The organism is Kitasatospora sp. NBC_00240 (assembly GCF_026342405.1).
Taxonomy (GTDB): Bacteria; Actinomycetota; Actinomycetes; order Streptomycetales; family Streptomycetaceae; genus Kitasatospora.
Map to the genome: position 1 here is coordinate 6,954,731 of NZ_JAPEMU010000001.1, position 24,478 is coordinate 6,979,208.

The 24,478-nt window shown below is 74.2% G+C and carries 22 protein-coding genes and 1 riboswitch; of the genes, 11 read left to right on the plus strand and 11 right to left on the minus strand.

The window, feature by feature from the left end; translation table 11 throughout:
* Positions 1-12 precede the first annotated feature (12 nt).
* Positions 13-1,971, minus strand: coding sequence for an anthranilate synthase family protein (locus tag OG689_RS29775; RefSeq protein ID WP_266323941.1), 1,959 nt, complete (start codon positions 1,969-1,971; stop codon positions 13-15).
* Between the two features lie 304 nt (positions 1,972-2,275).
* Here OG689_RS29775 and OG689_RS29780 point away from each other — a divergent pair, with 304 nt between their 5' ends.
* Together OG689_RS29780 and OG689_RS29785 are read left to right on the plus strand one after the other, a co-directional pair.
* Positions 2,276-3,613: a class II 3-deoxy-7-phosphoheptulonate synthase gene (locus tag OG689_RS29780; RefSeq protein WP_266323942.1), complete on the plus strand. Its 1,338-nt coding sequence runs from the start codon at positions 2,276-2,278 to the stop codon at positions 3,611-3,613.
* Positions 3,614-3,850: 237 nt separating this feature from the next.
* Positions 3,851-4,165: a (2Fe-2S)-binding protein gene (locus OG689_RS29785; protein WP_266323943.1), complete on the plus strand. Its 315-nt coding sequence runs from the start codon at positions 3,851-3,853 to the stop codon at positions 4,163-4,165.
* Between the two features lie 143 nt (positions 4,166-4,308).
* Here OG689_RS29785 and bfr read toward each other — a convergent pair whose 3' ends face one another.
* Positions 4,309-4,788, minus strand: coding sequence for a bacterioferritin (bfr, locus tag OG689_RS29790; protein WP_266323944.1), 480 nt, complete (start codon positions 4,786-4,788; stop codon positions 4,309-4,311).
* Between the two features lie 204 nt (positions 4,789-4,992).
* Between bfr and OG689_RS29795 the strand changes: the two genes are divergently transcribed.
* Positions 4,993-5,622 carry a sulfite oxidase-like oxidoreductase gene (locus OG689_RS29795; RefSeq protein WP_266323945.1) on the plus strand — a complete coding sequence of 210 codons (630 nt, stop codon included), beginning with the start codon at positions 4,993-4,995 and terminating at the stop codon, positions 5,620-5,622.
* Between the two features lie 101 nt (positions 5,623-5,723).
* Here the strand turns inward: OG689_RS29795 and OG689_RS29800 are convergent, their stop codons facing one another.
* From OG689_RS29800 to thiO, 5 genes are all read right to left on the minus strand, one after another.
* On the minus strand, positions 5,724-7,103 hold the full coding sequence (locus OG689_RS29800; protein ID WP_266323946.1) for an FAD-binding oxidoreductase: 1,380 nt from the start codon (positions 7,101-7,103) through the stop codon (positions 5,724-5,726).
* Between the two features lie 167 nt (positions 7,104-7,270).
* On the minus strand, positions 7,271-9,022 hold the full coding sequence (pknB, locus tag OG689_RS29805; protein WP_266327515.1) for a Stk1 family PASTA domain-containing Ser/Thr kinase: 1,752 nt from the start codon (positions 9,020-9,022) through the stop codon (positions 7,271-7,273).
* Positions 9,023-9,125: 103 nt separating this feature from the next.
* Positions 9,126-9,869 (minus strand): thiazole synthase, encoded by a 744-nt coding sequence (locus tag OG689_RS29810; protein ID WP_229912977.1) that lies wholly within the window; start codon positions 9,867-9,869, stop codon positions 9,126-9,128.
* A 92-nt stretch (positions 9,870-9,961) separates the two neighbouring features.
* Positions 9,962-10,171: a sulfur carrier protein ThiS gene (gene thiS / locus OG689_RS29815; RefSeq protein ID WP_266323947.1), complete on the minus strand. Its 210-nt coding sequence runs from the start codon at positions 10,169-10,171 to the stop codon at positions 9,962-9,964.
* Positions 10,168-11,394 carry a glycine oxidase ThiO gene (gene thiO, locus OG689_RS29820; protein ID WP_266323948.1) on the minus strand — a complete coding sequence of 409 codons (1,227 nt, stop codon included), beginning with the start codon at positions 11,392-11,394 and terminating at the stop codon, positions 10,168-10,170. The genes thiS and thiO overlap by 4 nt, the downstream gene beginning before the upstream one ends.
* Positions 11,388-11,501: riboswitch (TPP riboswitch) on the minus strand. (Overlaps the previous gene by 7 nt.)
* A 108-nt stretch (positions 11,502-11,609) precedes the next feature.
* On the opposite strand from thiO, the gene OG689_RS29825 reads away from it, so the two are divergent.
* The 3 genes from OG689_RS29825 (at position 11,610) to thiE (ending at position 13,933) form a co-directional block, all read left to right on the plus strand.
* Positions 11,610-12,812, plus strand: a complete 1,203-nt coding sequence (locus OG689_RS29825) for an FAD-dependent oxidoreductase (protein ID WP_266323949.1) — start codon at positions 11,610-11,612, stop codon at positions 12,810-12,812.
* Between the two features lie 90 nt (positions 12,813-12,902).
* Positions 12,903-13,268, plus strand: a complete 366-nt coding sequence (locus OG689_RS29830) for an Rv2175c family DNA-binding protein (RefSeq protein ID WP_266323950.1) — start codon at positions 12,903-12,905, stop codon at positions 13,266-13,268.
* The gene (gene thiE, locus OG689_RS29835; RefSeq protein ID WP_266323951.1) at positions 13,268-13,933 is read left to right on the plus strand and encodes a thiamine phosphate synthase; all 666 of its coding nucleotides are present in this window, start codon (positions 13,268-13,270) and stop codon (positions 13,931-13,933) included. The genes OG689_RS29830 and thiE overlap by 1 nt, the downstream gene beginning before the upstream one ends.
* A gap of 69 nt (positions 13,934-14,002) precedes the next feature.
* Here thiE and OG689_RS29840 read toward each other — a convergent pair whose 3' ends face one another.
* Positions 14,003-15,109: a polyprenyl synthetase family protein gene (locus OG689_RS29840; protein ID WP_266323952.1), complete on the minus strand. Its 1,107-nt coding sequence runs from the start codon at positions 15,107-15,109 to the stop codon at positions 14,003-14,005.
* A 161-nt stretch (positions 15,110-15,270) separates the two neighbouring features.
* On the opposite strand from OG689_RS29840, the gene metF reads away from it, so the two are divergent.
* Entirely contained in the window at positions 15,271-16,185 is a 915-nt protein-coding gene (gene metF, locus OG689_RS29845; protein WP_266323953.1) for a methylenetetrahydrofolate reductase [NAD(P)H], read from the plus strand.
* A 106-nt stretch (positions 16,186-16,291) separates the two neighbouring features.
* Entirely contained in the window at positions 16,292-17,224 is a 933-nt protein-coding gene (locus tag OG689_RS29850) for a hypothetical protein (protein ID WP_266323954.1), read from the plus strand.
* A gap of 62 nt (positions 17,225-17,286) precedes the next feature.
* Here the strand turns inward: OG689_RS29850 and OG689_RS29855 are convergent, their stop codons facing one another.
* The 3 genes from OG689_RS29855 to OG689_RS29865 all read right to left on the minus strand — a co-directional run bounded on the left by OG689_RS29855 (position 17,287) and on the right by OG689_RS29865 (position 21,043).
* Positions 17,287-18,645 carry a glycosyltransferase 87 family protein gene (locus tag OG689_RS29855; RefSeq protein ID WP_266323955.1) on the minus strand — a complete coding sequence of 453 codons (1,359 nt, stop codon included), beginning with the start codon at positions 18,643-18,645 and terminating at the stop codon, positions 17,287-17,289.
* Positions 18,646-18,843: 198 nt separating this feature from the next.
* Positions 18,844-20,361 (minus strand): FAD-dependent oxidoreductase, encoded by a 1,518-nt coding sequence (locus OG689_RS29860; RefSeq protein WP_266323956.1) that lies wholly within the window; start codon positions 20,359-20,361, stop codon positions 18,844-18,846.
* A 31-nt stretch (positions 20,362-20,392) separates the two neighbouring features.
* On the minus strand, positions 20,393-21,043 hold the full coding sequence (locus OG689_RS29865) for a DUF4126 domain-containing protein (protein ID WP_266323957.1): 651 nt from the start codon (positions 21,041-21,043) through the stop codon (positions 20,393-20,395).
* Positions 21,044-22,003: 960 nt separating this feature from the next.
* Between OG689_RS29865 and OG689_RS29870 the strand changes: the two genes are divergently transcribed.
* From OG689_RS29870 to OG689_RS29880, 3 genes are all read left to right on the plus strand, one after another.
* Positions 22,004-22,519, plus strand: a complete 516-nt coding sequence (locus tag OG689_RS29870; RefSeq protein WP_266327518.1) for an SAV_6107 family HEPN domain-containing protein — start codon at positions 22,004-22,006, stop codon at positions 22,517-22,519.
* A 222-nt stretch (positions 22,520-22,741) separates the two neighbouring features.
* Entirely contained in the window at positions 22,742-23,494 is a 753-nt protein-coding gene (locus OG689_RS29875) for a methyltransferase domain-containing protein (RefSeq protein ID WP_266323958.1), read from the plus strand.
* A gap of 420 nt (positions 23,495-23,914) precedes the next feature.
* The gene (locus tag OG689_RS29880; RefSeq protein ID WP_073923322.1) at positions 23,915-24,298 is read left to right on the plus strand and encodes a DUF3040 domain-containing protein; all 384 of its coding nucleotides are present in this window, start codon (positions 23,915-23,917) and stop codon (positions 24,296-24,298) included.
* Positions 24,299-24,478: the final 180 nt, after the last annotated feature.

Genomic DNA, 24,478 nt, shown 5'->3' on the forward strand with positions numbered 1-24,478 from the left:
CACGGCGGGTGCTCAGCCGAGCAGGGCGACGCCGGCCGCGCCCCGCACGCCCGGCCGGGCCAGCAGATCGGCGACGATGGCGACGCCGTCCCGGGTGAGCACCGACTCGGGGTGGAACTGCAGGCCGGCGAAGCCGGGACCGCGCAGGGCGTGCACGTCGCCGGTGGCCGGGTCGCGGGCCACCTCGACGCCCTCGGCGGCGAGCCGGGCGGCGTCGGCGTCCGAGCAGCGGGCGGTGAAGGTGTTGTAGAAGCCGACGGTCCGGCGCTCGCCGAACAGGTCCACCGCCTCCTGGGCGCCCTGGTACGGGACGGCCTTGCGGGCCAGCGGCAGCCCGAGGGCGTCCGAGAGCAGCTGGTGGCTGAGGCAGACGGCGAGCAGCGGCGCGGTGCGGGTGCCGGTCCGGGCGGCGGCCAGGGCGTCGGCCACGATCGGCCGCAGCGCCGCCATCTTGGGGTCGGCGGCGTCGGCCGGGTCGCCGGGACCGGGGCCGAGCACCAGGGCGCCGGGGTGGGCGGCGACGCGTTCGCGCAGGCCGGGGGTGTCGTAGCGGAGCACGGAGACCTGGTGGCCGAGCGAGGCCAGCAGGTGGGCGAGCATCGAGGTGAAGGTGTCCTCGCCGTCCACGACCAGGGTGGGCAGGGCCTCGGTGACGGTGGCCGGCTCCTGCATCCGCAGCCAGAACGGCGCCAGGTCGGCCCGCCGGGCGTCCAGCGCGGTCTGCACCCGGTGGTCGTCGGAGAACCGGGGGCCGCCGGGTCGGGGCAGCCGGTGCCCGGGGGCGGGGCGGGCACCGATCGCGGTGAGCACGCCGGCGGCCTTGGCGTGCGTCTCGGCGACCTCGCCGTGCGGGTCGGAGTGCCGCACGAGGGTCGCGCCGACCCGCACCACCAGCCCGCCGGTGGCCGGGTCGATGTCGGCGGCGCGGATGCAGATGGGGGAGTCCAGCAGCTGGCCGCCGCTGGCGGAGCGGCCGATCAGGGCCAGCGCGCCGGAGTAGTAGCCGCGCCCGGTGGCCTCGTACCGCTTGATCACGCGGGTGGCGTTCTGCACGGGGCTGCCGGTCACGGTGGCGGCGAACATGGTCTCCTTGAGCACCTCGCGGACGTCCAGCGAGGTGCGGCCGCGCAGCTCGTACTCGGTGTGCGCGAGGTGGGCCATCTCCTTGAGGCGCGGGCCGAGCACCTGGCCGCCGAGGTCGCCGACGGTGCACATCATCTTGAGTTCCTCGTCGACCACCATGGTGAGCTCCTCCAGCTCCTTGGGGTCCTGGAGGAATTCGAGCAGCGAGTCGATGCCGGGGCCGCCCGCCGGATAGCGGTAGGTGCCGGAGATCGGGTTCATCACCACCGTGCCGCCGGACTGCCGCACGTGCACCTCGGGGGAGGCGCCGACCAGGATCCTCTCCCCGGTGTGCACCAGGAAGGTCCAGTACGCGCCGCGTTCCTGCTCCAGCAGCCGGCGGAACAGCGACAGCGCGAGGGCCGGGCCGAAGCCGTCGAGGGTGGCGGTGAAGTCCCGCCGGACGACGAAGTTGGCGCCCTCGCCGCGTCCGATCTCGTCCTCGATCACCCGGCGGACGATCTCCGCGTACTGCTCGTCGTCGATGTCGAAGCCGCCGCCGGACAGCGAGACCGGCAGCTGCGGCAGCGCCGGCAGGAGCTCGGCCAGCGGGAAGGCGTACTCCTCGTCCACCGAGATCGCCTGCAGCGGGGTCCCGTCGTCGTGCGCGTCGAACCCGCGCTCGCGGATCTGGCGGTACGGGACCAGGGCGAGCAGGTCGTGCCGCGGGCCGTCCGCCGGGACACCGTGCCGTACCGGCAGGTCGGCGAGCAGCTCGTAGGAGCCGGTCGTGCCGAGCAGTACCTCGACGGTGTCCGGCGCGAGCCGGGGCGCCCGGCGGTGCAGCAGGGCGAAGGCGGGGGCGCCCGGGGCGGTCAGGCGGGCGAGCAGTTCTGTGGGACTGGTCACGGTGCGGCTTCCTTCCGGGAAGGCTCGGGATGCGCTAGTGGATCCGCTGTTCCGGGAGGGCCGAACTGCTCGAAGTACGCAGAAAGGCCGCCCCGAGGGGCGGCCGTCGTGTCGTCAGGGACGCGCTATCGGTGGGCCACCTCGGGGATGGTCCACCACCACGAGAAGGGGTGCGGCGCGTTCATGGTGCAGAGCGTAGCGGATCCGGCACGGAAGTGAAGCCGGTCCCGGATATGTCCAAGACGCGTCTCATCCATCGGGCAAGGGACACAATTCTGTTGTCACACCCCGTAGCCTTGGCAACGTGACCGTGACAAATCTCCACTCCTGGCAGTCCCTGCCCGCGGCGCAGCAGCCTGAATGGCCGGATCCTGAGGCGCTGCGCAAGTCTCTTGCGGACCTCGCCTCGTATCCGCCGCTCGTCTTCGCAGGCGAGTGCGACCAGCTGCGCGCCCGGCTCGGTGCCGTGGCGCGTGGTGAGGCGTTCCTGCTGCAGGGCGGCGACTGCGCCGAGGCCTTCGACGGCGTGTCGGCCGAGCAGATCCGCAACAAGCTCAAGACCCTGCTGCAGATGGCCGCCGTGCTGACGTACGCCGCCTCCGTGCCGGTGGTCAAGGTAGGCCGGATCGCGGGCCAGTACTCCAAGCCGCGCTCCAAGTCGACCGAGACCCGCGACGGCGTGACTCTGCCCGTCTACCGGGGCGACTCGGTGAACGGCTTCGAGTTCACCCCCGAATCCCGTATCCCCGACCCCGAGCGCCTCAAGCGGATGTACAACGCGTCCGCTGCCACCCTCAACCTGGTCCGCGCCTTCACCACCGGTGGCTACGCGGACCTGCGCCAGGTGCACGCCTGGAACCAGGACTTCGTGCGCAACTCCCCGTCCGGCCAGCGGTACGAGAAGCTGGCCAAGGAGATCGACAACGCGCTGGCCTTCATGCAGGCCTGCGGGGTCGCTCCCGAGGAGTTCAAGACCGTCGAGTTCTTCTCCTCGCACGAGGCGCTGGTGCTCGACTACGAGACCGCGCTGACCCGCGTGGACTCGCGCACCGGCGACCTGTACGACGTGTCGGGCCACATGGTCTGGATCGGTGAGCGCACCCGCCAGCTGGACGGGGCGCACATCGAGTTCGCGTCGAAGATCCGCAACCCGATCGGCGTCAAGCTCGGCCCGACCACCACGGTCGAGGACGCGCTCACCCTGATCGAGCGGCTCGACCCCGAGCGCGAGCCCGGCCGGCTCACCTTCATCACCCGGATGGGTGCGGGCAAGGTCCGCGATCACCTGCCCACCCTGGTGGAGAAGGTCACCGCCTCCGGCGCCCAGCCGGTGTGGATCTGCGACCCGATGCACGGCAACACCTTCGAGGCCTCCAGCGGCCACAAGACCCGCCGCTTCGACGACGTGCTCGACGAGGTCAAGGGCTTCTTCGAGGTGCACCGCGCGCTCGGCACCCACCCGGGCGGCATCCACGTGGAGCTGACCGGCGACGACGTCACCGAGTGCGTCGGCGGCGGCGACGAGGTGCTGGTCGACGACCTGCACCAGCGCTACGAGACGGCCTGCGACCCGCGGCTCAACCGCAGCCAGTCGCTGGACCTCGCGTTCCTGGTGGCCGAGATGTACCGGGGCGGTCACTGACCGCGGTGGTGGGCGCCCCGGCGCCCACCACGGCCGGGCCCGGCCCGGCGGAAACACCCGTGATGTGACGAAGGCCCCTCCGGTTTCGGGATTCCCGAGCCCGGAGGGGCTTTTTCGTACCCGGATCGGCGGGTAAGGTAAGGCTTAGTGAGCTAAGGCAAGCCTTCCTAGATCATTTCCGGATCCCACCGGGACCCGCCCCGAGATCGCCCCCGAACCACCTGGGAGAGACCCGCGATGTACGTGTGCATGTGTCATGCGGTCACCGAGGACCAGGTGAAGAAGGCCATCGACGCCGGCGCGAACAGCCCCCGTCAGATCGCCAAGGGCTGCAAGGCGGGCACGGACTGCGGCTCCTGCGTCCGACGCATCCAGGCCCTGCTGGGCGAGCACGGCGCGCGGCCGTGTCCGACCGCCCGGCTGGCCGCCAAGCTCGGCCTCGCGGACCGGGACGGTGAGGCGGGGCAGCCGTCGGGCGCGCCGGCTCCTGCCGGGCAGGCCCCGCTGCCGGCCGTCCGACCGCTGGAGCGGGCCCCGCTGCGCGCCGCGTAGTCACCCTGTCGTCCGGTGGTCACCCCGTCGTGCGGCCGCCCGCCCGGGCGGGTCCGTCGGGTGCGGGGCGGGTACGGGGCGCTCCGTCGGGTACCGAGGCGCCGCGCCTGCGGTCGTCGTTGCCGCCGCGGCTCTCCCGGGGTCTAGGACTCCGGCTGCTCGATCAGCTGGGACAGGTAGAGCGGCTCGCCGAGTCGCTCCAGCAGTTCGAGCTGCGTGTCGAGGTAGTCGATGTGGTGCTCCTCGTCCGCGAGGATCGACTCGAAGATGTTGGCCGAGGTGACGTCGTTCTTGGCCCGCATCACCACGATCCCGCGCCGCAGGCGGTCGATCGCCTCGACCTCGACCTGGCGGTCCGCGTCGAACATCTCCTTGACGTTCTGGCCGACCCGGACGTGGAACAGCCGCTGGTAGTTCGGGAGCCCGTCCAGGAAGAGGATCCGGTCGGTGAGGATCTCGGCGTGCTTCATCTCGTCGAAGGACTCGTGCCGGGTGTACTTGGCGAGCTTCGTCCAGCCGAAGTTCTCCTGCATCTTGGCGTGCAGGAAGTACTGGTTGATGGCGGTCAGCTCGGCGGTGAGCTGCTCGTTGAGGAACTCGATGACCTCGGGGTCACCCTTCATGGCGTCTGCCTTCCTGCTGTACTTCCGGGATCCACGGCTGCCCGCATCCTGGCACCGTGATGGGTGGTATTTCCAGTAAGTTCACACTCACACGGAGATGTGCCGGATTATCTGATTTGCCAACCATTGCGCTGTGTGGGCGGGCGCAGGGCGCGGAGAAGGGGCGCGCACGTAGCACTACGCGCGGTCTGTCACCATGGAGACATGGGTCAGTCCGAACAAGAACCACTTCCGCCGTCTGACCCGAGGCTCCCACCGGGCCAGCGCCTGCAACGCGGCTGGCCCGTCCTGCACTACGGGCCCGTTCCCCGCTTCAAGCCGCTGACCTGGGACTTCCAGGTGTTCGGGGCGACCGCCTCGGCCGAGAAGCACAGCTGGGACTTCGCCGGCTTCCATGCCCTGCCCCGGATCACCGTGCAGGGCGACTTCCACTGCGTGACCCGGTTCTCGATGCTCGGCAACGACTGGACCGGTGTACCGGCGTCGGCCGTCCTCGAACAGGTGCCCCCGGCCCCCGGCGTCACCCATGTGATGGTGTGGGCCGAGTACGGGTACAGCGCCAACCTCCGGCTGGAGGACTTCGCCGACCCCCGTACGGTCTTCGCCACCCACCACGACGGCGAGCCGCTCACCGTCGAGCACGGCTTCCCGGTCCGGCTGGTGGTGCCCCACCTGTACGCCTGGAAGGGCCCCAAGTGGGTGCGCGCGGTGGAGTACATGCGCGCCGACCGCCGCGGCTTCTGGGAGGAGCGCGGCTACCACAACCGGGCCGACCCGTGGGCCGAGAAGCGCTTCTCGTACCAGGAGGAGCCCGGCGACGGGCCGCTCCGCTAGGGCTTGTCGGACAAGCCCTGGGCCTGCTCCGAGCTCCCGTGAGCCGCCCCGGGGCACCGCCCGTCCGGGCGGCCGGAGCCGTCCGGACGGGAGCCGGGAGGTCAGGCCGCGGCCGGCTTGATGTTCTGGTTGAGGTGGAAGAGGTTGTCCGGGTCGTACTGCCGTTTCACCGCGGCCAGCCGGGCGTAGTTCCCCCGGTAGTTGTCCTCGACCCGGTCCTGGTCGTCCTCGCCCATGAAGTTGATGTACCCGCCGGGCTCGGAGTGCGGCGCCACCGCCGCGTAGTAGTCCCGTACCCATGCGGTCTGCGCCTCGTCGCCGGCCGGGTCGTCCCCGACCGCCAGGATCACGGTGGAGAACGTCGCCTCCCGGTAGGAGTAGGCGGTGGCCTCCGGCGCGACCCGCTGCGGTGCGCCGTTCACGGGGTAGATGTGCATGGTCGAGCTGAGTGTCGGCACCTTCGGCCCGTGCTCCAGGTGGGCCGCGATCGCCGCGTCCGTCAGCTCGGTCGCGAAGCTGCCCTTCCAGTACTCCCGCAGGCCGGGCGGCAGCAGCGGGTCGAAGGCGCTGTTGATCGCCGGGTAGGGCATCGGCCCGACCGCCTCGGCGACCCGGGGCGCCAGGTCGCGCAGCGGCCGGAGCACCCGGTCGGCGTCCTCGACCGGTCCGGACCAGCAGACCACCACGATGCCCAGGATGTCGCCGTGCCGGTCCTCGGGGATGAACGGCAGCGGCGGCGCGGTCTGGAAGCCGGGGAAGAGGAAGAGCTGCTCGGGAGCGTCCTGGATGAACTCCCGGTAGAACTTCAGGATGCTCTCCATGTGCTCCAGTTCGAACAGCATCGGCCCGGCGACGACCTGGTCGACCGGGCTCAGCCGGTACTCGAACGAGGTCACCACGCCGAAGTTGCCGCCGCCCCCGCGCAGCGCCCAGAACAGGTCGGCGTTCCGGTCGGCGTCGGCGGTCAGGAACCGGCCGTCGGCCGTCACCACATCGGCGGAGAGCAGGTTGTCGCAGGTCAGCCCCATCGTCCGGCAGAGGTATCCGAAGCCGCCGCCGAGCGTCAGGCCGGCGATGCCGGTGGTGGAGACGATCCCGCCGGTGGTGGCGAGGCCGAAGGCGTGGGTGGCGGCGTTCAGGTCGCCCCAGGTCGCGCCCGGTTCGGCGCGGGCGGTCCGGGCCACCGGGTCGACGCGCACCCCGCGCAGGCCGGACAGGTCGGCCACCACGCCGTCGTCGCAGGTTCCGTAGCCGGGCGCGCTGTGCCCGCCGCCGCGCACGGCGAGGTCAAGGCCCATCTCGCGGGCGTAGTTGACGGTGGCCATCACGTCGCCGGCGTTGGCGCACCGCACGACGGCCGCGGGTCTGCGGTCCGCGGTGGCGTTGTAGACCTTGCGGGCCTCGTCGTAGCCCCTGTCCTGCGGGGTCACCACGGCGCCCCGGGTACGTTCTCTTAAGTCGTCGACGGTGTGCCCGGCCATGGGGACCACTCCTCGGGGTACCGGCTCGCGGGAAGCCCCGACAGGGGCCTTCCTTTCACGCTACGCCGATCGGGTGAGGCCTCAAGCGGGGGCCGCGCGAGCCCGGCCCCTCCACCCGGTCCGGACCGGGCCGGCCCGGTCCGCTCGGTCGCCGGGTCGGTGCGGGCTCAGATCAGCGGGAAGCTGATGACCACCGTGGTGCCCTGCGGGCGGCGCTGCCCCGGGGCGGGGTTCTGGCCCGAGACCTTGCCGGTGCCGAACAGGTTCAGGCCGTTGCTCTGCACCTTGAACCCGGCGTCGGTGAGTGCCTTCGTCGCGTCGTCCTTGGTCATCCCGCCCACGTCGGGGACGGGCACCATGCCCTTGCTGACCAGCAGCGACACCGGCGCGTTCGCCGGCAGCCGCTCGCCGGCGGCCGGGGAGCTGCTGATCACCGAGCCCTGCGGCACGATGTCGTCGAACTGCTCGCTGCTGGTCCCCGGCGTCAGCTCCGCGGCGGCCAGCGCCTGCCGGGCCTGGTCGAGGGTCTTCCCGGTGAGGTCGGGCACCGCGATCCGCCTCGCCCCGCGGGAGACGGTCACCGCCACCGGGTCGCTCCTGCGGACCCGCCGGCCGACGTCCGGATCGGTGCCGATCACCGCGCCGGCCGGGACCGTCTCGCTGTACTCCTCGGTGTAGTTGCCCTGCAGCCCGGCCTTCGCCAGCACCGAGACCGCCTCCGCCCGGCTCTTGCCGAGCACGCCGGGCACCGTCGTGTAGACCGCGCCGGACAGCGCGTACGTCGCCCCGCCCACCAGCAGCAGCACGACGGCCAGCACCGCGCCCCAGATCAGCGGGGCGCGCGAGCGCCTCGGCCGCGCCGGCCGCCCGGACCGCTTCCCCCGGGCGGCCGGCGGCTCGTCGTAGGGGCGGGGCCCGGTGAGCAGCGCGTCCATCAGCTCCGGCGGGACGTCCAGCACGCTGGTGTGCTCCACCGCGGGCTGGATCACCGAGGTCGGCTCGGTGGTCGGGAACGCCGGGCTGGGCCGGGTGGAGGCGGGCGGCTCGGCGTCCAACTGGGCCGGCGTCAGGGTGCGCCGCACCCGCTGCAGGGCCGCGAGCAGCTCGACCGCGTCGTACGGGCGGGCCCCGGGGTCGCGGGCGGTGGCCGAGGCGACTATGGCGTCCAGGCCGGGCGTGATGCCGGGGACGGCCAGGGACGGCGCGGGCACGTCCTCGTGCAGATGGCGGTAGATCACCTGGACCGGGTTCTCGCCGGTGTGCGGCCGGTCGCCGGTGAGCATCTCGTACAGCACGATGCCCGCCGCGTAGACGTCCACCCGCTGGTCGGTGACCGCACCCGGCCGGATCTGCTCGGGTGCCAGGTAGGAGACGGTGCCGAGCACCGCGCCGGCCGTGCTGGTGGTGACCGCGCCGTCGGCGCCGTTCAGCAGCCGGACCAGGCCGAAATCGGCGACCTTCACCAGCCCGCCGTCGGTGATCAGCACGTTCTCCGGCTTGACGTCCCGGTGGACGAGCCCGGCGCGGTGCGCGGAGCCGAGCGCCGCCAGCACCGGCTCCAGGATGTCCAGGGCGGCCCGGACGGACAGCGCGCCGCGGTCCCGCAGCACGTCCCGCAGGGTCCGGCCCGGGACGTACTCCATGGCCAGGAAGACCGTCCCCCCGTCGGCCCCCTGGTCGAAGACGTTCACCACGTTGGGGTGCGAGAGCCGGGCCACGGCCTTGGCCTCGCGGATGAACCGGTCGGTGAAGTCGGCGTCCCCGGCGAGCGAGGGGTGCATCACCTTGAGCGCCAGCACCCGGTCCAGCCGGGTGTCGGTGCCCCGGTAGACCGTGGCCATGCCGCCGGTCGCGATCCGTTGCTCGACCCGGTACCGGCCGTCCAGCAGGGTACCGATCAACGGGTCGTGCAGTGCCATGTCCACCAGGGAAGTGTAGGCGCGCCGAGGCGGGCGGCCCCGGGCGGACGGCGCGCCCCGGGCCGCTTGTGCCGTGCTTGTGACACGTCCCCGGCGAGGGGGCTCAGAACGCCGGCCGCTCCCGGTGGTCGAGGTCGGCCCGGCCGGCCATCGCCGAGGAGGCCTCGGCGTGGAAGCGGCGCGGGATGCGCCCGGCCCGGTGGGCGAGCCGGCCGGCCTCGGCGGCGTGCCGCATCGCCTCGGCCATCAGGACCGGGTCCTGGGCACGGGTGACGGCGGAGGCCAGCATCACGGCGGCGCAGCCGAGCTCCATCGCCAGGGCCACGTCGGAGGCGGTGCCGGCGCCGGCGTCCAGGATCACCGGCACCGTGGCGCTCTCCACGATCAGCTGGAAGTTGTGCGGGTTGCGGATGCCGAGGCCGGAGCCGATCGGCGAGCCCAGCGGCATGATCGCCGCGCAGCCGACGTCCTCCAGCTTGCGGGCCAGCACCGGGTCGTCGTTGGTGTACGGCAGCACGGTGAAGCCGTCGTCGACCAGGGTCTCGGCGGCGTCCAGCAGTTCGATCGGGTCGGGCAGCAGGGTCCGCTCGTCCGCGATGACCTCCAGCTTGACCCAGTCGGTGCCGAGCGCCTCACGGGCCAGCCGGGCCGTCAGCACCGCTTCGCCGGCGGTGAAGCAGCCCGCCGTGTTGGGCAGCACCCGGATGCCGTTGCGGGTCAGCACGTCCAGTACCGAACCCTGGGTGGAGGTGCTCACCCGGCGCATCGCGACCGTGGTCAGCTCGGTGCCGGAGACCCGGAGCGCCTGCTCCAGGACGTCCAGGCTCGGCGCCCCGCCGGTGCCCATGATCAGGCGGGAGCCGAAGGTGGTCCCGGCGATCGTCAGGAGGTCCTTGTCGTCGGCGGTCGCGGTCGTGGTCGCGGTGTCGGCCACGGCGCTCAGCCTCCCTGCACGGCGGTGAGGATCTCGATCCGGTCGCCCGCGGCGAGGCCGGTCCCGGCCCAGGCACCGCGCGGCACCACGGTCTCGTTGACCGCCGCGGCGACCCCGGACGGCGCGGCGCTCACGCCGGCCACCACCTCGGCGAGCGTGCTCCGGGCGGGCACCTGCCGGGGCTCGCCGTTGACGGAGAGTGAGATATCGGTCATGCCAGTGCCTTTGCGGGAGTGGAGAGGTCGGACGGGGCCGTGCCGGAGGGGACGGCCCCGGCGGCGGAGGGGCCGGCGGCGAACCGGCCGGGGGAGAACGGCGCCGCCAACTCGGGCGTCACGCCGGTGGCCAGGTACTCGGCGAGCAGGTCGCCGGTCACCGGGGTGAGCAGCACGCCGTTGCGGTAGTGGCCGGTCGCCGCGACCAGGCCGGGCAACGCGGTCGGGCCGAGCAGCGGGGCGTTGTCGGGGGAGCCGGGGCGCAGCCCGGCGGAGGTCTCGACCAGCGGCAGCTCGGTGATCCCGGGGACCAGGTCGTGGGCGTCGCGGAGCAGCTCGTACACCCCGCCGGCGGTGACGGTGGTGTCGTAGCCCTGCTCCTCGCTGGTCGCGCCGATCACCAGCTCGCCGTCCTCGCGCGGCACCAGGTACAGGTGCTGCCCGCGCACCACCGCGCGGACGTTGCGGGACAGGAACGGCCGGTACGCCTCGGGCACCCGCAGCCGCAGGATCTGGCCCTTGACCGGGCGGACGGCCGGCAGCACCCCCTCGGGCAGGCCGGGCAGCAGGTGGCTGCGCGGCCCGGCCGCCAGCACCACCTGGCCGGCGCCCAGCAGCCCGCCGGTGCTCAGCCGGGCCCCGGTCGCGCGGCCGCCGGTGACCAGCAGCTCGGCGACCTCGGCGCGGTGCAGCAGCACCCCGGCGCGCTCGCAGGCGGCCACCAGCGCGGCGGCCAGCCGGCGGCCGTCCACCTGGTGGTCGTCGGTGACGTGCAGCCCGCCGCGGACGCCCGGGGCCAGCATCGGTTCGAGCTTGCGGCACTCGCGTCCGGTGAGCCAGGCCGAGTCCAGGCCCAGGCGCCCGTGGAAGGCGTGCAGCTCGCGCAGTTCCTCGCGGTCGTCGGAGTCCAGCGCGACGGCGAGGGTGCCGCAGGCGCGGTAGCCGGTCGAAAGGCCGGAGGCCTCCTCCAGCTCGGTAGCGAAGGCCGGGTACCGCTCGTTGGAGGCCATCCCGAGCTTCAGCAGCGGCTCCTCGCCGTACTGCAGCTCGGTGACCGGGGCCAGCATCCCGGCCGCGACCTGGGCGGCCCCGCCGCCGGGCGCCGGGTCGACCACGACCACGCCGAGGCCGCGCTGCCGGGCCCGCCAGGCCACCGCGAGGCCGATGATCCCGCCGCCGACGACGAGGACGTCCGTCGTCGCGCCGCTCGTGAAGCGTGTCAAAGTCCCTGCTCTCCCTTCGCCGGAATGACCCGGATCAGGTTCGGACGGTCGCAGGCCGTGCCAGCCCGCCTCTCAGCCCGGTGCGCCGGGCCCCCGTGGTACGGACCGCCCGGCACCTGGGGCGCCGTCCGGTCGAGGTGCACCCACCATAACTCCGGGTGCCGTCCGGGCCGAAGGCGCGTACAAGGGGCGGACGGCGCCGATAGGGTGGCGCCGTGGGAGAGCGGCGGAACACGGACCAGGTGGTCGTTGTCGGGGCGGGGCTGGCCGGGGCCCAGTGCGTGCGCGCGCTGCGCGGGGGCGGCCGGCAGGGTCGGATCGTCCTGCTCGGGGACGAACCGCACGCCCCCTACGACCGGCCCCCGCTCTCCAAGGACGTGCTGCTCGGCAAGGCCGACGCCACCACCCTGGACATCGACTACGACGGCCTCGGCGTCGACCTCGTCACCGGCCGCCGGGCCACCGGGCTGGAGCCCGGGGTGCTGCACACCGACGCCGGCGAGCTGCCGTACGGGAGCCTGGTGATCGCCACCGGCGCCGCACCCGTCGCGCTGCCCGGCGCGGACCGCGCCCACCTGCTGCGGACCGTCGACGACGCCCTCGCGCTGCGCGCGCTGCTGCGGCCGGGAGCGCGGATCGTACTGGTCGGGGCCGGCTGGATCGGGGCCGAGACCGCCGGTGTCGCCCGCGCGCTGGGCTGCGAGGTCACCGTGGTGGAGGCCGGTCCGGCACCGGTGCCCGGCGCGCTGCCCCCGGCGGTCGGCGGCGCGATGACCGCCTGGTACCGGGCGGCCGGCGTCGACCTGCGCTGCGGCGCCAGGGTGGCCTCGGTCGGCCCGCACGAGGTGCTGCTCGCCGACGGCACCCGGCTGGCCGCCGACGAGGTGGTGGTCGGCGTCGGGGTGCGCCCGGCGACCGGCTGGCTGGCCGGCTCCGGGGTCGAGCTGGACGCGGCCGGCGCCGTCCTGGTGGACGAGCGGCTGCGCACCTCGCTGCCCGGGGTCCTCGCGGCCGGCGACTGCGTCTCCTACCCCTCGACCCGCTGGGGCGGCCGGCTGTCCGTCCAGCACTGGGACCACGCGCTGCAGTCCGGGGCGGCGGCAGCGGCCTCGCTGCTCGGCCTGGACACCCCGTACGACCCGGTGCCGTACTTCTGGTCCGAGCAGTTCGGGCGGATGGTGCAGTACGCGGGCCGGCACGGCGACGGCGACGAGGTGCTGTGGCGGGGGGCGCCCGGCGACCCGTCCTGGACGGTGCTCTGGACGCGCGGCGGGCAGCTGCGCGCCCTGCTGACCGTCGACCGCCCGCGCGACCTCGCCCAGGGGCGCCGGCTGCTGGAGCGCGGCGCCGTCCTCGACCCGGTGCCGGCCGCCGACCCGGCCGTGCAGCTGAAGGCCGCCCTCGCCGGACAGCCGTAGCCGCGACGGACCGGTCACGTTCGGACACCGGAGCGGCCGCCGGGGGCGCGGTTGGTGCGCGGCGCCCCGGCGAGGTGGCAGTCTGGTGACGTGAGCGAGATCGAAGCGAAGATTGAAGACCTTGTCCCCGAGTGGATGTACCTGCCCGACATCTCCGAGCAGTGGGGTGTCCGCGTCACCGAGGTGCGCGACCTGGTCAAGAGCGGCGGCCTGATCGCCGTCCGCCGCGGCCCGAACAAGTCGCTGCAGGTGCCGGCCGCCTTCATCGACGGCCCCGGACTGGTCAAGCACCTGTCCGGCACGCTGACCGTGCTCCGCGACTGCGGGTACAACGACGCGGAGATCCTGGAGTGGCTCTTCACCGAGGACCCGTCGCTGCCGGGCAGCCCGATCCAGGCCCTGCAGGAGAACCGCGGCACCGAGGTGAAGCGCCGCGCCCAGGCGATGCTGATCTGATGGCGGCGGACCTGACGGCGGGCGGCCGGCTGCGCGCGCAGCTGGCCGACGCGCGGCTCTACCTGTGCACCGACGCCCGCCGCGAGCAGGGCGACCTGGAGCAGTTCCTGGACGCCGCGCTCGGCGGCGGCGTCGACATCGTCCAACTCCGCGACAAGGGCCTGGAGGCCAAGCAGGAGCTGGAGTACCTGGAGGTCTTCGCCGACGCCTGCCGGCGGCACGGCAAGCTGCTCTCGGTGAACGACCGGGCCGACGTCGCGCACGCGGCCGGCCCGGACGTGCTGCACCTCGGCCAGGACGACCTGCCGGTGCGGGCCGCCCGCGCGATCCTCGGCGAGGACGTGCTCATCGGCCGCTCCTGCCACGCGGAGGCCGAGGTCGACGCCGCCGTCGCCGAGCCGGGCGTGGACTACTTCTGCACCGGCCCGGTCTGGCCCACGCCGACCAAGCCCGGCTGGCACGCGCCGGGCCTCGGCCTGGTCTCCTACGCGGCGAAGCAGGTGACGGACCGCCCCTGGTTCGCCATCGGGGGCATCGACCTGGGCAACCTGGACGAGGTGCTGGCCGCCGGCGCCCGCCGGGTCGTGGTGGTCCGCGCGATCACCGCCGCCGACGACCCGGCCGCCGCGGCGGCCGAGCTGGCCCACCGGGTGCGCGCGGTCTGAGACCGCCGTCCCGGGCCGCAGGGGTGTCCCTCGCGGCCCGGGACGACCGGCCGGCCCCCGGCCCGCCGCTCAGTAGCGGCGGACGGTCGCCGCCTCGGCCAGCGACAGCAGGACCTCCCGGGCCCGCGGGTCCACCAGCGGGGCCGCCTCCAGCGCCGCCAGCGACTGCCGCATCAGCTCCTCGATCCGGCTCTCCACCCGCTCGGGCGCACCGCTGCGCGCCACCAGGTCCCGCAGCACGACGACCTCCTCGGGCGCCAGGTCCGGCGCGCCGAGCCGCTCGTCCAGGTGCCGGGCGTCGGCGGCCGGCAGTGCGCGCATGGCGTGCGCGACCAGCAGGGTGCGCTTGCCCTCCCGCAGGTCGTCGCCGGCCGGCTTGCCGGTGACCGCGGGGTCGCCGAAGACCCCCAGCAGGTCGTCCCGCAGCTGGAAGGCCTCGCCCAGCGGCAGGCCGAAGGACGAGTACGCCGCGACCAGCTCCGGGGAGGCCCCGGCGAGCAGCGCCCCCACCTGCAGCGGCCGCTCGATGGTGTATTTCGCCGACTTGTAGTGCAGGACGGTCTGCGCCCGCTCCAGCGCCCCCTCGTCGGTGGAGTCGCCGGCGACCGGCTCCAGCACGTCGAGGTACTGGCCGACCATCACCTCGGTCCGCATCAGGTCGAAGGCCGGCTTGGCCCGCAGCACCGCCTCGGCCGGCAGCCCCGAGCGCAGGAACAGCTCGTCGCACCAGATCAGCAGCAGGTCGCCGAGCAGCACGGCGGCGGAGGCCCCGAACTGCTCGCGGTCGCCGCGCCAGCCGCTGGCCCGGTGCAGGGCCTCGAAGCGGCGGTGCACGGAGGGCACCCCGCGCCGGGTGTCGCTGCGGTCCATCAGGTCGTCGTGCACCAGCGCGCTCGCCTGCAGCAGCTCCAGGGCGGCCGCCGCGTGCTCGATGCCCGGGTCGGCGGCGCTGCCGCCGGCGCCGCGCCAGCCCCAGTAGCAGAAGGCCGGGCGCAGCCGCTTGCCGCCGTCCAGCAGGAAGTCCCGCAGGGCGTCGGCGGCGGGCCCGAGCTGCGGAGAGATCTTGCCGAGCAGGACCGCCTGGCCGTCCATGAATTCGCCGAGGGCGGCGTTGACGCGCATCCGCACGGCCTCCACGTCGATCGGGTTGGCCGGCCGGCTGCTGGACGAGGTCACGATGAGGCTCCGGGAGTCGCTGGGGGTACCGGTCAGCCTAACCGGGCGGTCGCGGGCGGGCGTACGAGCACCCGGACGGCCCTGTCGCGGGTGACCGAAAGGTGTCTCACTCGGTGGACGTCAGTTGTCCCGCCTCTCCGGGCGGCGGCTAACCTGCCAGCATGGCACTCGGCATCGCTTCCACCAGAACCGACCGCGCACTGACCGTTCGCGAACTGCTGGCGGCGGGCAAGCGGTCCTACTCCTTCGAATTCATGCCGCCGCGCTCGGAGGCCGCCGAGAAGCGGCTCTGGGACGCGATCCGGCGGGTCGAGGCCCTCGACCCGAACTTCGTCTGCATGACGTACGGCGCGGGCGGCTCCTCGCGCGGGCGGACCGTGAACCTGGTCGGCCGGATCGCCACCGAGACCACGCTGACCCCGGTGGCCCACCTGACCGCGGTCGACCACTCGATCGCCGAGCTGCGCAACATCATCGGCCAGTACGCGGACCAGGGCGTGCGCAACGTCCTCGCGGTGCGCGGCGACCCGCCCGGCGACCCGATGGGCGAGTGGGTGCGCCACCCCGAGGGGGTCAGCTACGCGGCCGAGCTGGTCGAGCTGATCAAGGGCATCGGGGACTTCTGCGTGGGCGTCGCCGCCTTCCCGCAGATGCACCCGCGCTCGGCGAACTGGGACGACGACATCCGCCACTTCGTCGCCAAGTGCCGGGCCGGCGCGGACTACGCGATCACCCAGATGTTCTTCGAGGTCGACGACTACCTGCGGCTGCGCGACCGGGTCGCGGCGGCCGGCTGCGAGGTGCCGATCATCCCGGAGATCATGCCGGTCACCAACATCAAGCAGCTGGAGCGGTTCCCGCAGCTCAGCGGCTCGGACTTCCCGGCCGACCTGGTCAGCCGCTTCCGCGCCGTCGAGGACGACCCGCAGGCCGTCCGGGCGGTCGGCATCGACCACGCCACCGCGATGTCCGAGCGGCTGCTCGCCGAGGGCGCCCCCGGCCTGCACTTCATCACCCTCAACCACTCCACCTCCACGCTGGAGATCTACCAGAACCTCGGCCTGCACCAGCACTGATCCGGGGCCCGCGCCGCGACGCACGATGTGGGTCGCGGCGCGATGACCCGGTACAGTCTCGGCACACGCGCGGGGCGCGCGGCACGCGACTGGAGGTAGCGGGCGGATGGGCATCGGGTACCTGCTGCTGTACGCCGCGTTGGCGGTGGTGGCGCTCTGGCTGGTCGCCGAGCTGCTGCTGCAGAACCGCGCACCGCTGCACTGGCGCGTCGTGGCACTGGGCGGTTTCCTCGGCGTGGTCGCCGGGATGGCCGTGCGGTCGGTGCCGGTGATCGGGGCCGGCGCGATGCTCTTCGCGGTCGGCCAGGTCTTCGTGACCCTGTCCGTCAAGCGCGGGTTCCGCGGGGGCTGGTCGCTGCGCAGGTCCGACGGCGAGCTGCCCGGCCCGCTGGCCAAGGTGCCGCTGCTGAGCGCGGCCACCGGGGGTGAGGACGTCGCCGAGCCGGTCGTCGTCCAGCAGGTGGGGGAGATCGGCGCGGTCGAGGCCGACATCTCGGACTTCGAGACGGCCGCCTACCAGGCCGTCCCGTTCGACGCCGACTCCGACTCCTACGACGGCGTCGGTTCCGGGGTCCGACAGCGACCGCAGGCCGACCCGCAGCCCGCCGGTTTCGAGCCGCAGGCCGTCGACGGCGTGTACGCCGACACCTCCGCCTACTACGGCCAGCAGTCCGGCTACCAGCAGGGCGCCGGGTACGAGCAGCAGACCCCCGGCTACGAGCAGCAGGGCTACCAGCAGCAGGCGCAGCCGGGCTGGGACGGCCAGCAGCAGTGGCGGCAGCAGCCCGCGTTCGGCTACGACCAGGGCTACGGCTACCAGCAGGACCCGTACGCCGCGCAGACCGGTCAGCAGCAGTGGCAGCAGCAGACCCCCGGCTACGAGCAGCAGGGCTACCAGCAGCAGGCGCAGCCGGGCTGGGACGGCCAGCAGCAGTGGCAGCAGCCCGTCGACGGGGTGCCCCCGCAGCCGCAGCAGCAGCCCGGTTACGACCAGCACGGGGTCTGGCAGCAGCAGGGCACCTGGCAGCAGCAGGGCTGAGCCGTCCGGGCCGCAGGGCCCCGCGCGGGTGCTCCCCGGGCTCTGGCTGGCTCGGGAGCCGGTCAGCTCCGTCCGACGGCCAGTGCCCGGCCCTCGGCGGCGCCGCGACCCGGCCCGCCCGCCGTGCCGTCCGCACCGGTCGTACCGTCCGCCGCCGCCGCGCCTTCCTGGCCCGCCGCGCCGTCCGGACCTCCCGCGCCGCTCCGGTCCGGCGTGCGCCGGAACTCCTGGACGGTGGCCCGCACCACGGCCAGCGCGGCCAGGGCCATCAGCGCGCCGAACAGCTCGACCTTGGTGTAGCGGGCCGCGTCGTGCGCCAGGTACTGCAGGTAGGTGCCGGCCGAGGCGAGCTGGACCAGCACCGGCAGGTACCAGAGCCGGCCCGGCAGGTAGAAGGCCGCGACCACGCTCAGCACGTCCGCCAGGAAGAAGTAGCGCTCGTGCATCGACGGCAGCAGGAACGGCACCAGCACCACCGACGTGGTGGCCAGCAGCACGATCTGGGTGTCGGTCAGCTCCCGCTCCCACCCGCCGGGCCGTAGCGGCCCGCGTCCGGTCGGGCGCAGCACCACCAGGGCGACCAGGGTCAGCACCACCGCGCCGGTGAGCAGGATGCCCGCCCGGCGGACGGCGTCGGCGTGGTCCCCCGCCTGGAACAGCAGGTAGACGCTCGGCGCGTTCATCGAGAGGCTCTGATAGGTGCCGGTCTGCCGGGAGTAGACCGTGAGCAGCTGCCCGAGGTCGGCGCCGACCAGCAGGGCGGGCACGTCCAGCAGCAGGTACACCGCCGGGACGGCCAGCAGCGACCGCCAGGGGATCCGCCGGGTGAGCAGCAGCACCAGCAGGAACGGGAACACGAACACCGTCTGCAGCTTGAAGGCCAGCGCGATGCCGAGGAAGGTGCAGGCCCACCAGGGCCGGCGGCGCAGGACGAACCAGAGCGCGCCGACCACGAACGAGGAGTAGACCGAGTCGGCCTGCCCCCACCAGCCGCTGTTGGCCATCACGGTCGGCAGGAGCAGCACCACCGCCCCGGCGGCGTGCGGCCGCCAGGAGCCCTCCGGGTGGCGCAGCGCCACGATCCGGTAGGCGAAGTACGCCGTCAGCAGGTCGAACAGGGTCGAGACGGCCTTGATGCCGGCCAGGTCCTGCACCGGCAGGTGGCTGAGCGCGGCCAGCACGTAGAGGTACGGCACGTTGTAGTCGGAGAAGCCGATGTCGCTGAGCGCCTGGAAGCCGCCGTGGTCGGCGATGTGGGTGTACCAGGGGTGCAGGAAGTAGCGGTAGTCGTCCGACTCCCACGGGAACATCAGCTTGCGTACCGTCATGGCCGCCGCCACGATCGCGACCGCGGCGACGATCTGACCGCTCGCCCGGTCGCGGAGGCCCGGCCGCCGCTCGGCAGCGGGATTGCTCGACATGACGGACCTCCGGTAACGGCGTGCACGGCCGGGCGACGCCTGGATGCTAGCCCGTGCGGGAACTGACTGTCATTCATCGCGCGCCGCCCCGCGGCCGCGTCCACCGGGGTGGCGGCAGCGGCCGGGCCGGGACGGTACGGGTCGTTGCCTCGGGTCGGGCCGGGACGGTTCGGGGCGTGCGGTTCGGGCGGGGCGGGATCAGGCCGGGCCGATCAGACCGGCGGTGATGCAGGCGGACATGCCCACCCGGGCCAGGCCGCCGCCGGGGTGCGCGGCGCCGCCGATCACGAACAGGCCGGGCCGGGGCTGCTGGTTGGGCGCCTGGAGCAGAGCGCCGTCGGCCCCGGCCAGCGCGGGCCGGGGGACGGAACCGAAAATGGCGCCGGTCTCCGCCGCGGTGTCGAGCGGGGTGCGGACCACCCGCCAGAGCAGTCGCCCACGCAGGCCGAGCCCGGCCGCGTCCACGTGGTCGAGCACCTGGTCGGCGTACCGCTCGGCCGCTCCGGGGGCGCTCCAGTCCAGCGCGTCCGCGGCCGGCACGGTGACGGTGAGCGACACGCTCTCGTGGCCCTCCGGGTGGAGTGTCGGGTCGTCGGGGCGCAGCACCTGGACGGTGGGGCGCTCGTACGGCTTCGGCGCGCGGCCGAACAGTGCCTCCCGCTCGGTTGCCCCGTCGGCCGCGTGCACCACGGTGCGGTGCGCGGTGCCGGCCGGGCGCGGGCCGCGCAGGGCGAGCAGCACGGTGAACCGGCCGGGCAGCCGGGCGGGCTCCGCGGCGGACGGTCCGGCGCCCGGCTGCGGGCCGTCCTGGCCGGGGGCGCCGACGGAGTCCCGGTGGAAGGCGCGGGTGTCCGTCGAGGAGATCACGGTGTCCGCCTCCAGCCGGTCGCCGCCGGCCAGCCGTACGCCGGTCGCCCGGCCGTCCGCCGGGTCGAACAGGACCTTCTCGACGGCGGAGTCGAAGCGGAACTCGACCTTGCGGTCCAGGCAGCGGCGGTGCACCGCGTCGGCCAGCGCCCGGATGCCGCCCCGGACGTACCAGACGCCGAAGGACTGCTCCATGTACGGCAGCACGGTGGCGCCGGCGGGCGCCGTCCACGGGTCGAAGCCGAATCGCAGGGCGTACTCGTGCAGCAGCGCGGTCAGGCCGGGACGGCCGTCGAGCTCGCGCCCGGCGACGTCGGCCAGGGTCCACGGCGCGCGCCGCAGCCGGCCGAGGCCCCGGCGCGGCGGGGCCGGGTACGGGTCGGTGCGCAGCCGTCCCGGGTCGGCGGGGAGCGGCTCCTCCAGCAGCGGGCGGCGGGTGGCCTCCCAGACCGTCCGGCCGTGGTTCATCACCTCGCTCCAGCGCTCGCCGGAGCCCGCCCCGAAGGCGGCGTCCAGGGCCTGCGCCACGCCGCCCCGGGAGGCGTTGGGCAGCAGCAGGGTGGTGCCGTCGGGCAGCAGGTGCCGGCTCTCCGGGTCCACCGGGGCGAGCCCGACCAGCTCCTCCAGCGGCTCCCGGCCGGTCTTCAGCGCGAGATCGCGGTAGACGGCGGGCAGGGTGAGCAGACCGGGGCCGGTGTCGAAGGCGAAGCCGTCCCGCCGGTACCGGCCGACCATGCCGCCGTAGGTGCCGGAGGCCTCGCAGACCGTCACCCGGTGCCCGAGGGTGGCCAGCCGGGAGGCTGCCGCGAGCCCGCTCATTCCTGCGCCGATGATGACGATCCGTGCCATGGCACCGATCCTAAAGTGCGCCCGGCGGCCCTCAGTACCCGCTCCCGCCCCGGCCGGGCGGCGCGGTGGCGGGGGCCGGCAGCGGTCCGCGCCGGGCGGCCCGGGCGGCCTTGCGGTCACGGCGCCGGGCCAGGAACCGCCGGATCCGGGTGAAGGCGAACCAGACCAGGACGGCGCCGGCCACCAGCAGCACCGAGGCGATCGACGCGGCGATCCACGGGTGGAAGATCGCCAGCGTCACCAGTCCGGCCACCGAGAGGTCCTCGGCCAGGCTGACGCCGATGTTGCTGGCGGGTTCGGGCGAGGTGTTGACGGCCATCCGCAGGGACGCCTTGACGGTGTGGCTGAGCAGCGCGGTGGTGCCGCCCATCGCCCCGGCCGCCACGGTGCCCAGCGAGCCCGGGTCGTGGCTGGCCAGCAGCGCGGCGACGGTGGCGCCGGCGACCGGGCGGATCACCGTGTGCACGACGTCCCAGGCCGAGTCCAGGTACGGGACCTTGTCGGCCACCGCCTCCACCAGGAAGAGCACGCCGGCGGCGATCAGCACGTCCGGGCGCTCCAGCACCGCGGGCACGCTGTCGGCCGGGCCGAAGCGTCCGAACAGCCCGAGCAGCAGCACCACCGCGTAGGCGTTGATCCCGCTGGCCCAGCTGCTGGTGAAGATCAACGGAATGATCGACATCCTGCTCCCTCTCCGGTCCGTCCCCGCATCGGTCCGTCCCCGTTCTGCCGCGGCCCGGCCGGGCCGCGTCCCGCCCGGTCCTGCCCCGTCGGCGCCGCCGGGGCCGTCGGACCCGGCCGCGCCACACCGTACCGGCCGAGCCGGGCCGTTCTCGGCCGGGCCCTACCGTTCTCGGCCGGTCCGCACCCGGCGCTCTCAGGACGCGCGCCGCCGCCCGGCGGTTCCGCCCCGGCCGGGCCTGGCCGAAACTGAGTACAGGTACTCAGATCACCGGTTGAGTAGCGCAACGGATAGCCCTCCCACCTGCAAAGACGAGAGAGTTGGGGCACCGGGAGAACGGGCCGCGAGGCACGGGGGCCCCGGGAGCGGACCAGATCTGGTCCGCCGGTCACGGGGGTGCCGGCGGACGAGGTCGTGCCGTGCACACGAGCCGGTTCGGGACCGCGCACCGCCGACACGGGGCGGCGGAGCGAGATCACGGGGGACACCGGCGGTGGGGGATCCGGGGCGCATCGGCGCCCCGGAGGACGTGCGGGGCGACACCGCGCGGCCGGCCCGGACGGGGGACACGTCGGGCCGGCCGTCGGGGTGTCGCCCGCACGCGTTCCCGGGGCCGGGCGGGAGCGGCGCCGTCCGCGCACGGCCGATTGTCAGTGGTGCCCGTCACGATGGGAGCGCACGGGTCGACCGGCCCGGGCCAGTCGCCTCGGACCGGGGGAGACCATGACCATCAGCCACCCTGAGCCCGTCACCGCCAGCCACCGCCACCCCGACGACGACCATGCGCGACCCGGTGGGCCCCGGCCCGGCCGGCCCCAGCCGTTCCCGCAGCAGTCGCTGCCGCACCAGCAACCGTCACCGCCGCAACCCTCGCCGCAGCCACTGCCGTCGCAGACCCTGCCGCGGCGGCCCGTGCCGGACCAGCCGGTCCCCGACCCGCCCGCGCCGCACCAGCCCGCGATCCCCTTCCCGCCGGCCGGCCCGCCCGCCCCGGCCTCCCCGCCGGCGGCGTCCGGCCGGTCGGCGGACGTGCATCCGGTGCTGCGCCGGGCCGCCGCCCCGCCGGCCGCGCTCGACCTGCTCCGGCAGGCCCAGCGCACCCTCGTCCAGGCCGGCCGGACGGAGGACCCGCTCCAGCGCTACGCCTCCGCCCACCTCGCCGCGCTGCGCACGGTGGCCGCCGTGCTCGCGGTGCGCGGCCGTCCGGAGAAGAACCCGAGGCGGCGCAAGGCCATCCGCAGCGCCTGGGAGGTGCTGCCCGAGGTCGCCCCGGAACTCGCCGAGTGGGCGGTCTACTTCGCCGCCGGCGCCCGCCGCCGGGCGGCCGCCGAGGCCGGGATCCGGGGCGCGGCCAGCGCGCGGGACGCGGACGACCTGATCCGCAACACCGCGCTGTTCCTGCGGATCGTCCAGCGGCTGCTGGGCCTGCACCCGACCCCTCCCGCGCCGCGCCTGCCCCTGGACGGTGCGGCCTGAGAGCGGCCTGAGGACGGCCTCCGGGCCGGGGTGGAACGGCGGCGCCGCCGGCGGACCGAGGGTGCCGTCGGCCGACGTATGCCGTCGTGGGGCGCCGGGGCGGGCGCCATCGGGGCGCCCCGCGGGGCTTTGCGCGGGCGGGCCGCCGGACGGCCTAAGGTGGAGCCGTCCGACGTAGCGCTCCGTATCTCCGTACCTCTCCCGTGCCAAGGAGTCCTCACCTTGTACCCGACGCGTCCCCGCAGTGCCCTGCGTACCGCCGTGGTGTGGGAGGTGGTGCGGGCGGCCCTGGAGAAGCGGGCCGCCGAGCTGGACCAGCCGGTCCTCGACGTCGTCGACACCGGCGGCGGGACGGGCAACTTCGCCGTGCCGGTGGCCCGGCTCGGCCACCGCGTGACGGTGGTCGACCCGAGCCCGGACGCGCTGTTCGCGCTCGAGCGGCGGGCCGCCGAGGCCGGTGTCACCGACCTGGTCCGCGCCGTCCAGGGCGACACCCAGACCTTGCCCGAGCTGATCACCCCCGAGAGCGTGGACGCGGTGCTCTGCCACGGGGTGCTGGAGGTCGTGGACGACCCGGCCGAGGCGCTCGGCAGCCTGGCGGGCACCCTGCGGGCCGGCGGACTGGTCAGCCTGCTGGCTGCCAACCGCAACGGCGCCGTGCTCGCCCGGGCCCTGGCGGGCCACTTCAACGAGGCCCGTACGGTGCTCGGCGCCCCCGAGGGCCGCTGGGGCGCCGGCGACCCGATGCCCCGCCGCTTCACGGGTGAGGAGCTGAGCCTGCTGGCGACCACCGCAGGCCTGCGGGTGGAGTCGGTGCACGGCGTCCGGGTCTTCGCCGACCTGGTGCCCGGCGTTCTGGTGGACACCGAGCCGGGGGCGATGGAGGCGCTGCTCAAGTTGGAGCAGGCGGCCGCCGAGCAGCCGGCCTTCCACGCCGTCGCCACCCAGCTTCACCTCCTGGCCACACGCTCCTGACCTGTCCTTCGTACGCGGTACGCCTCCCGTTCGGCCAGGCATTCGCCCACGTCCGGGGTGATTCCGCCGACTCGGGCACTTGTACGCGCCCCCCCGCGTTGGGAACCGTGCGGATCCAGCGTGCCGACCGGGGCCGACCCACGTGCGGTCGACCACCCCGGAATGCACCGGTGGACCGTATGATCTGGGTAAAGCCGGAAAGCATGACAGCCGGACGCATGGGGCATATGGACGACACAAGGCCGGGACGGTGGACCCTTCGGGGAACCCACCACGACCGTCCTGACCGGGCGGTGGCGGTTTTGCGCCGGGGTGGGTTCCACACAAGCGTCTGACTGGTGTCTTGAAAGCTGAATGGACTTGCCACCCCGCCTGGGGTGGCGGACCGGTCGCCCCGCGACCGACGAGTAGGAGGACTCCGTGCCGCTCTCGGAGCACGAGCAGCGTCTGCTCGAGCAGATGGAGCGAGCGCTGTACGCCGAAGATCCCAAATTCGCGTCAGCGCTTGAGGGAACCGGGCTGCGCGCCTACACCCGTCGGCGGGTCTACCAGGCCGCCGCGGGGTTCGTGGTGGGCATCGCCCTGCTGATGGGGGGCATGGTCGCCCAACTGATCTGGGTGAGCGTCGTCGGGTTCCTGGTCATGCTGGGTTGCGCGGTCCTCGCCGTCACAGGCTGGAGGCGCGGCCCCGGCGGGCACGGGGCGGGGCCGAAGCCGGCCCCGGCGTCGCGCCGCAAGGCCGGGGTGATGGACCGGATGGAGCAGCGTTGGCAGCGCCGCAGGGACGAGCAGAGCGGCCTCTGACAGCAGAGGAGGGCTCCGGGGAACCGGGCCCGGTGTCGAACGACGGGTGAGGGCGGGCAGTCGACAGACTGCCCGCCCTCACCCGTCGTGTTCCCCCGCGCCCGGAACGTGCCCGGGCTCCCGTGGGCGCCCGGGCACGAGGCTCCGACGGGTGGGCCCGGCCCCGCGCGGGGCCGGGCC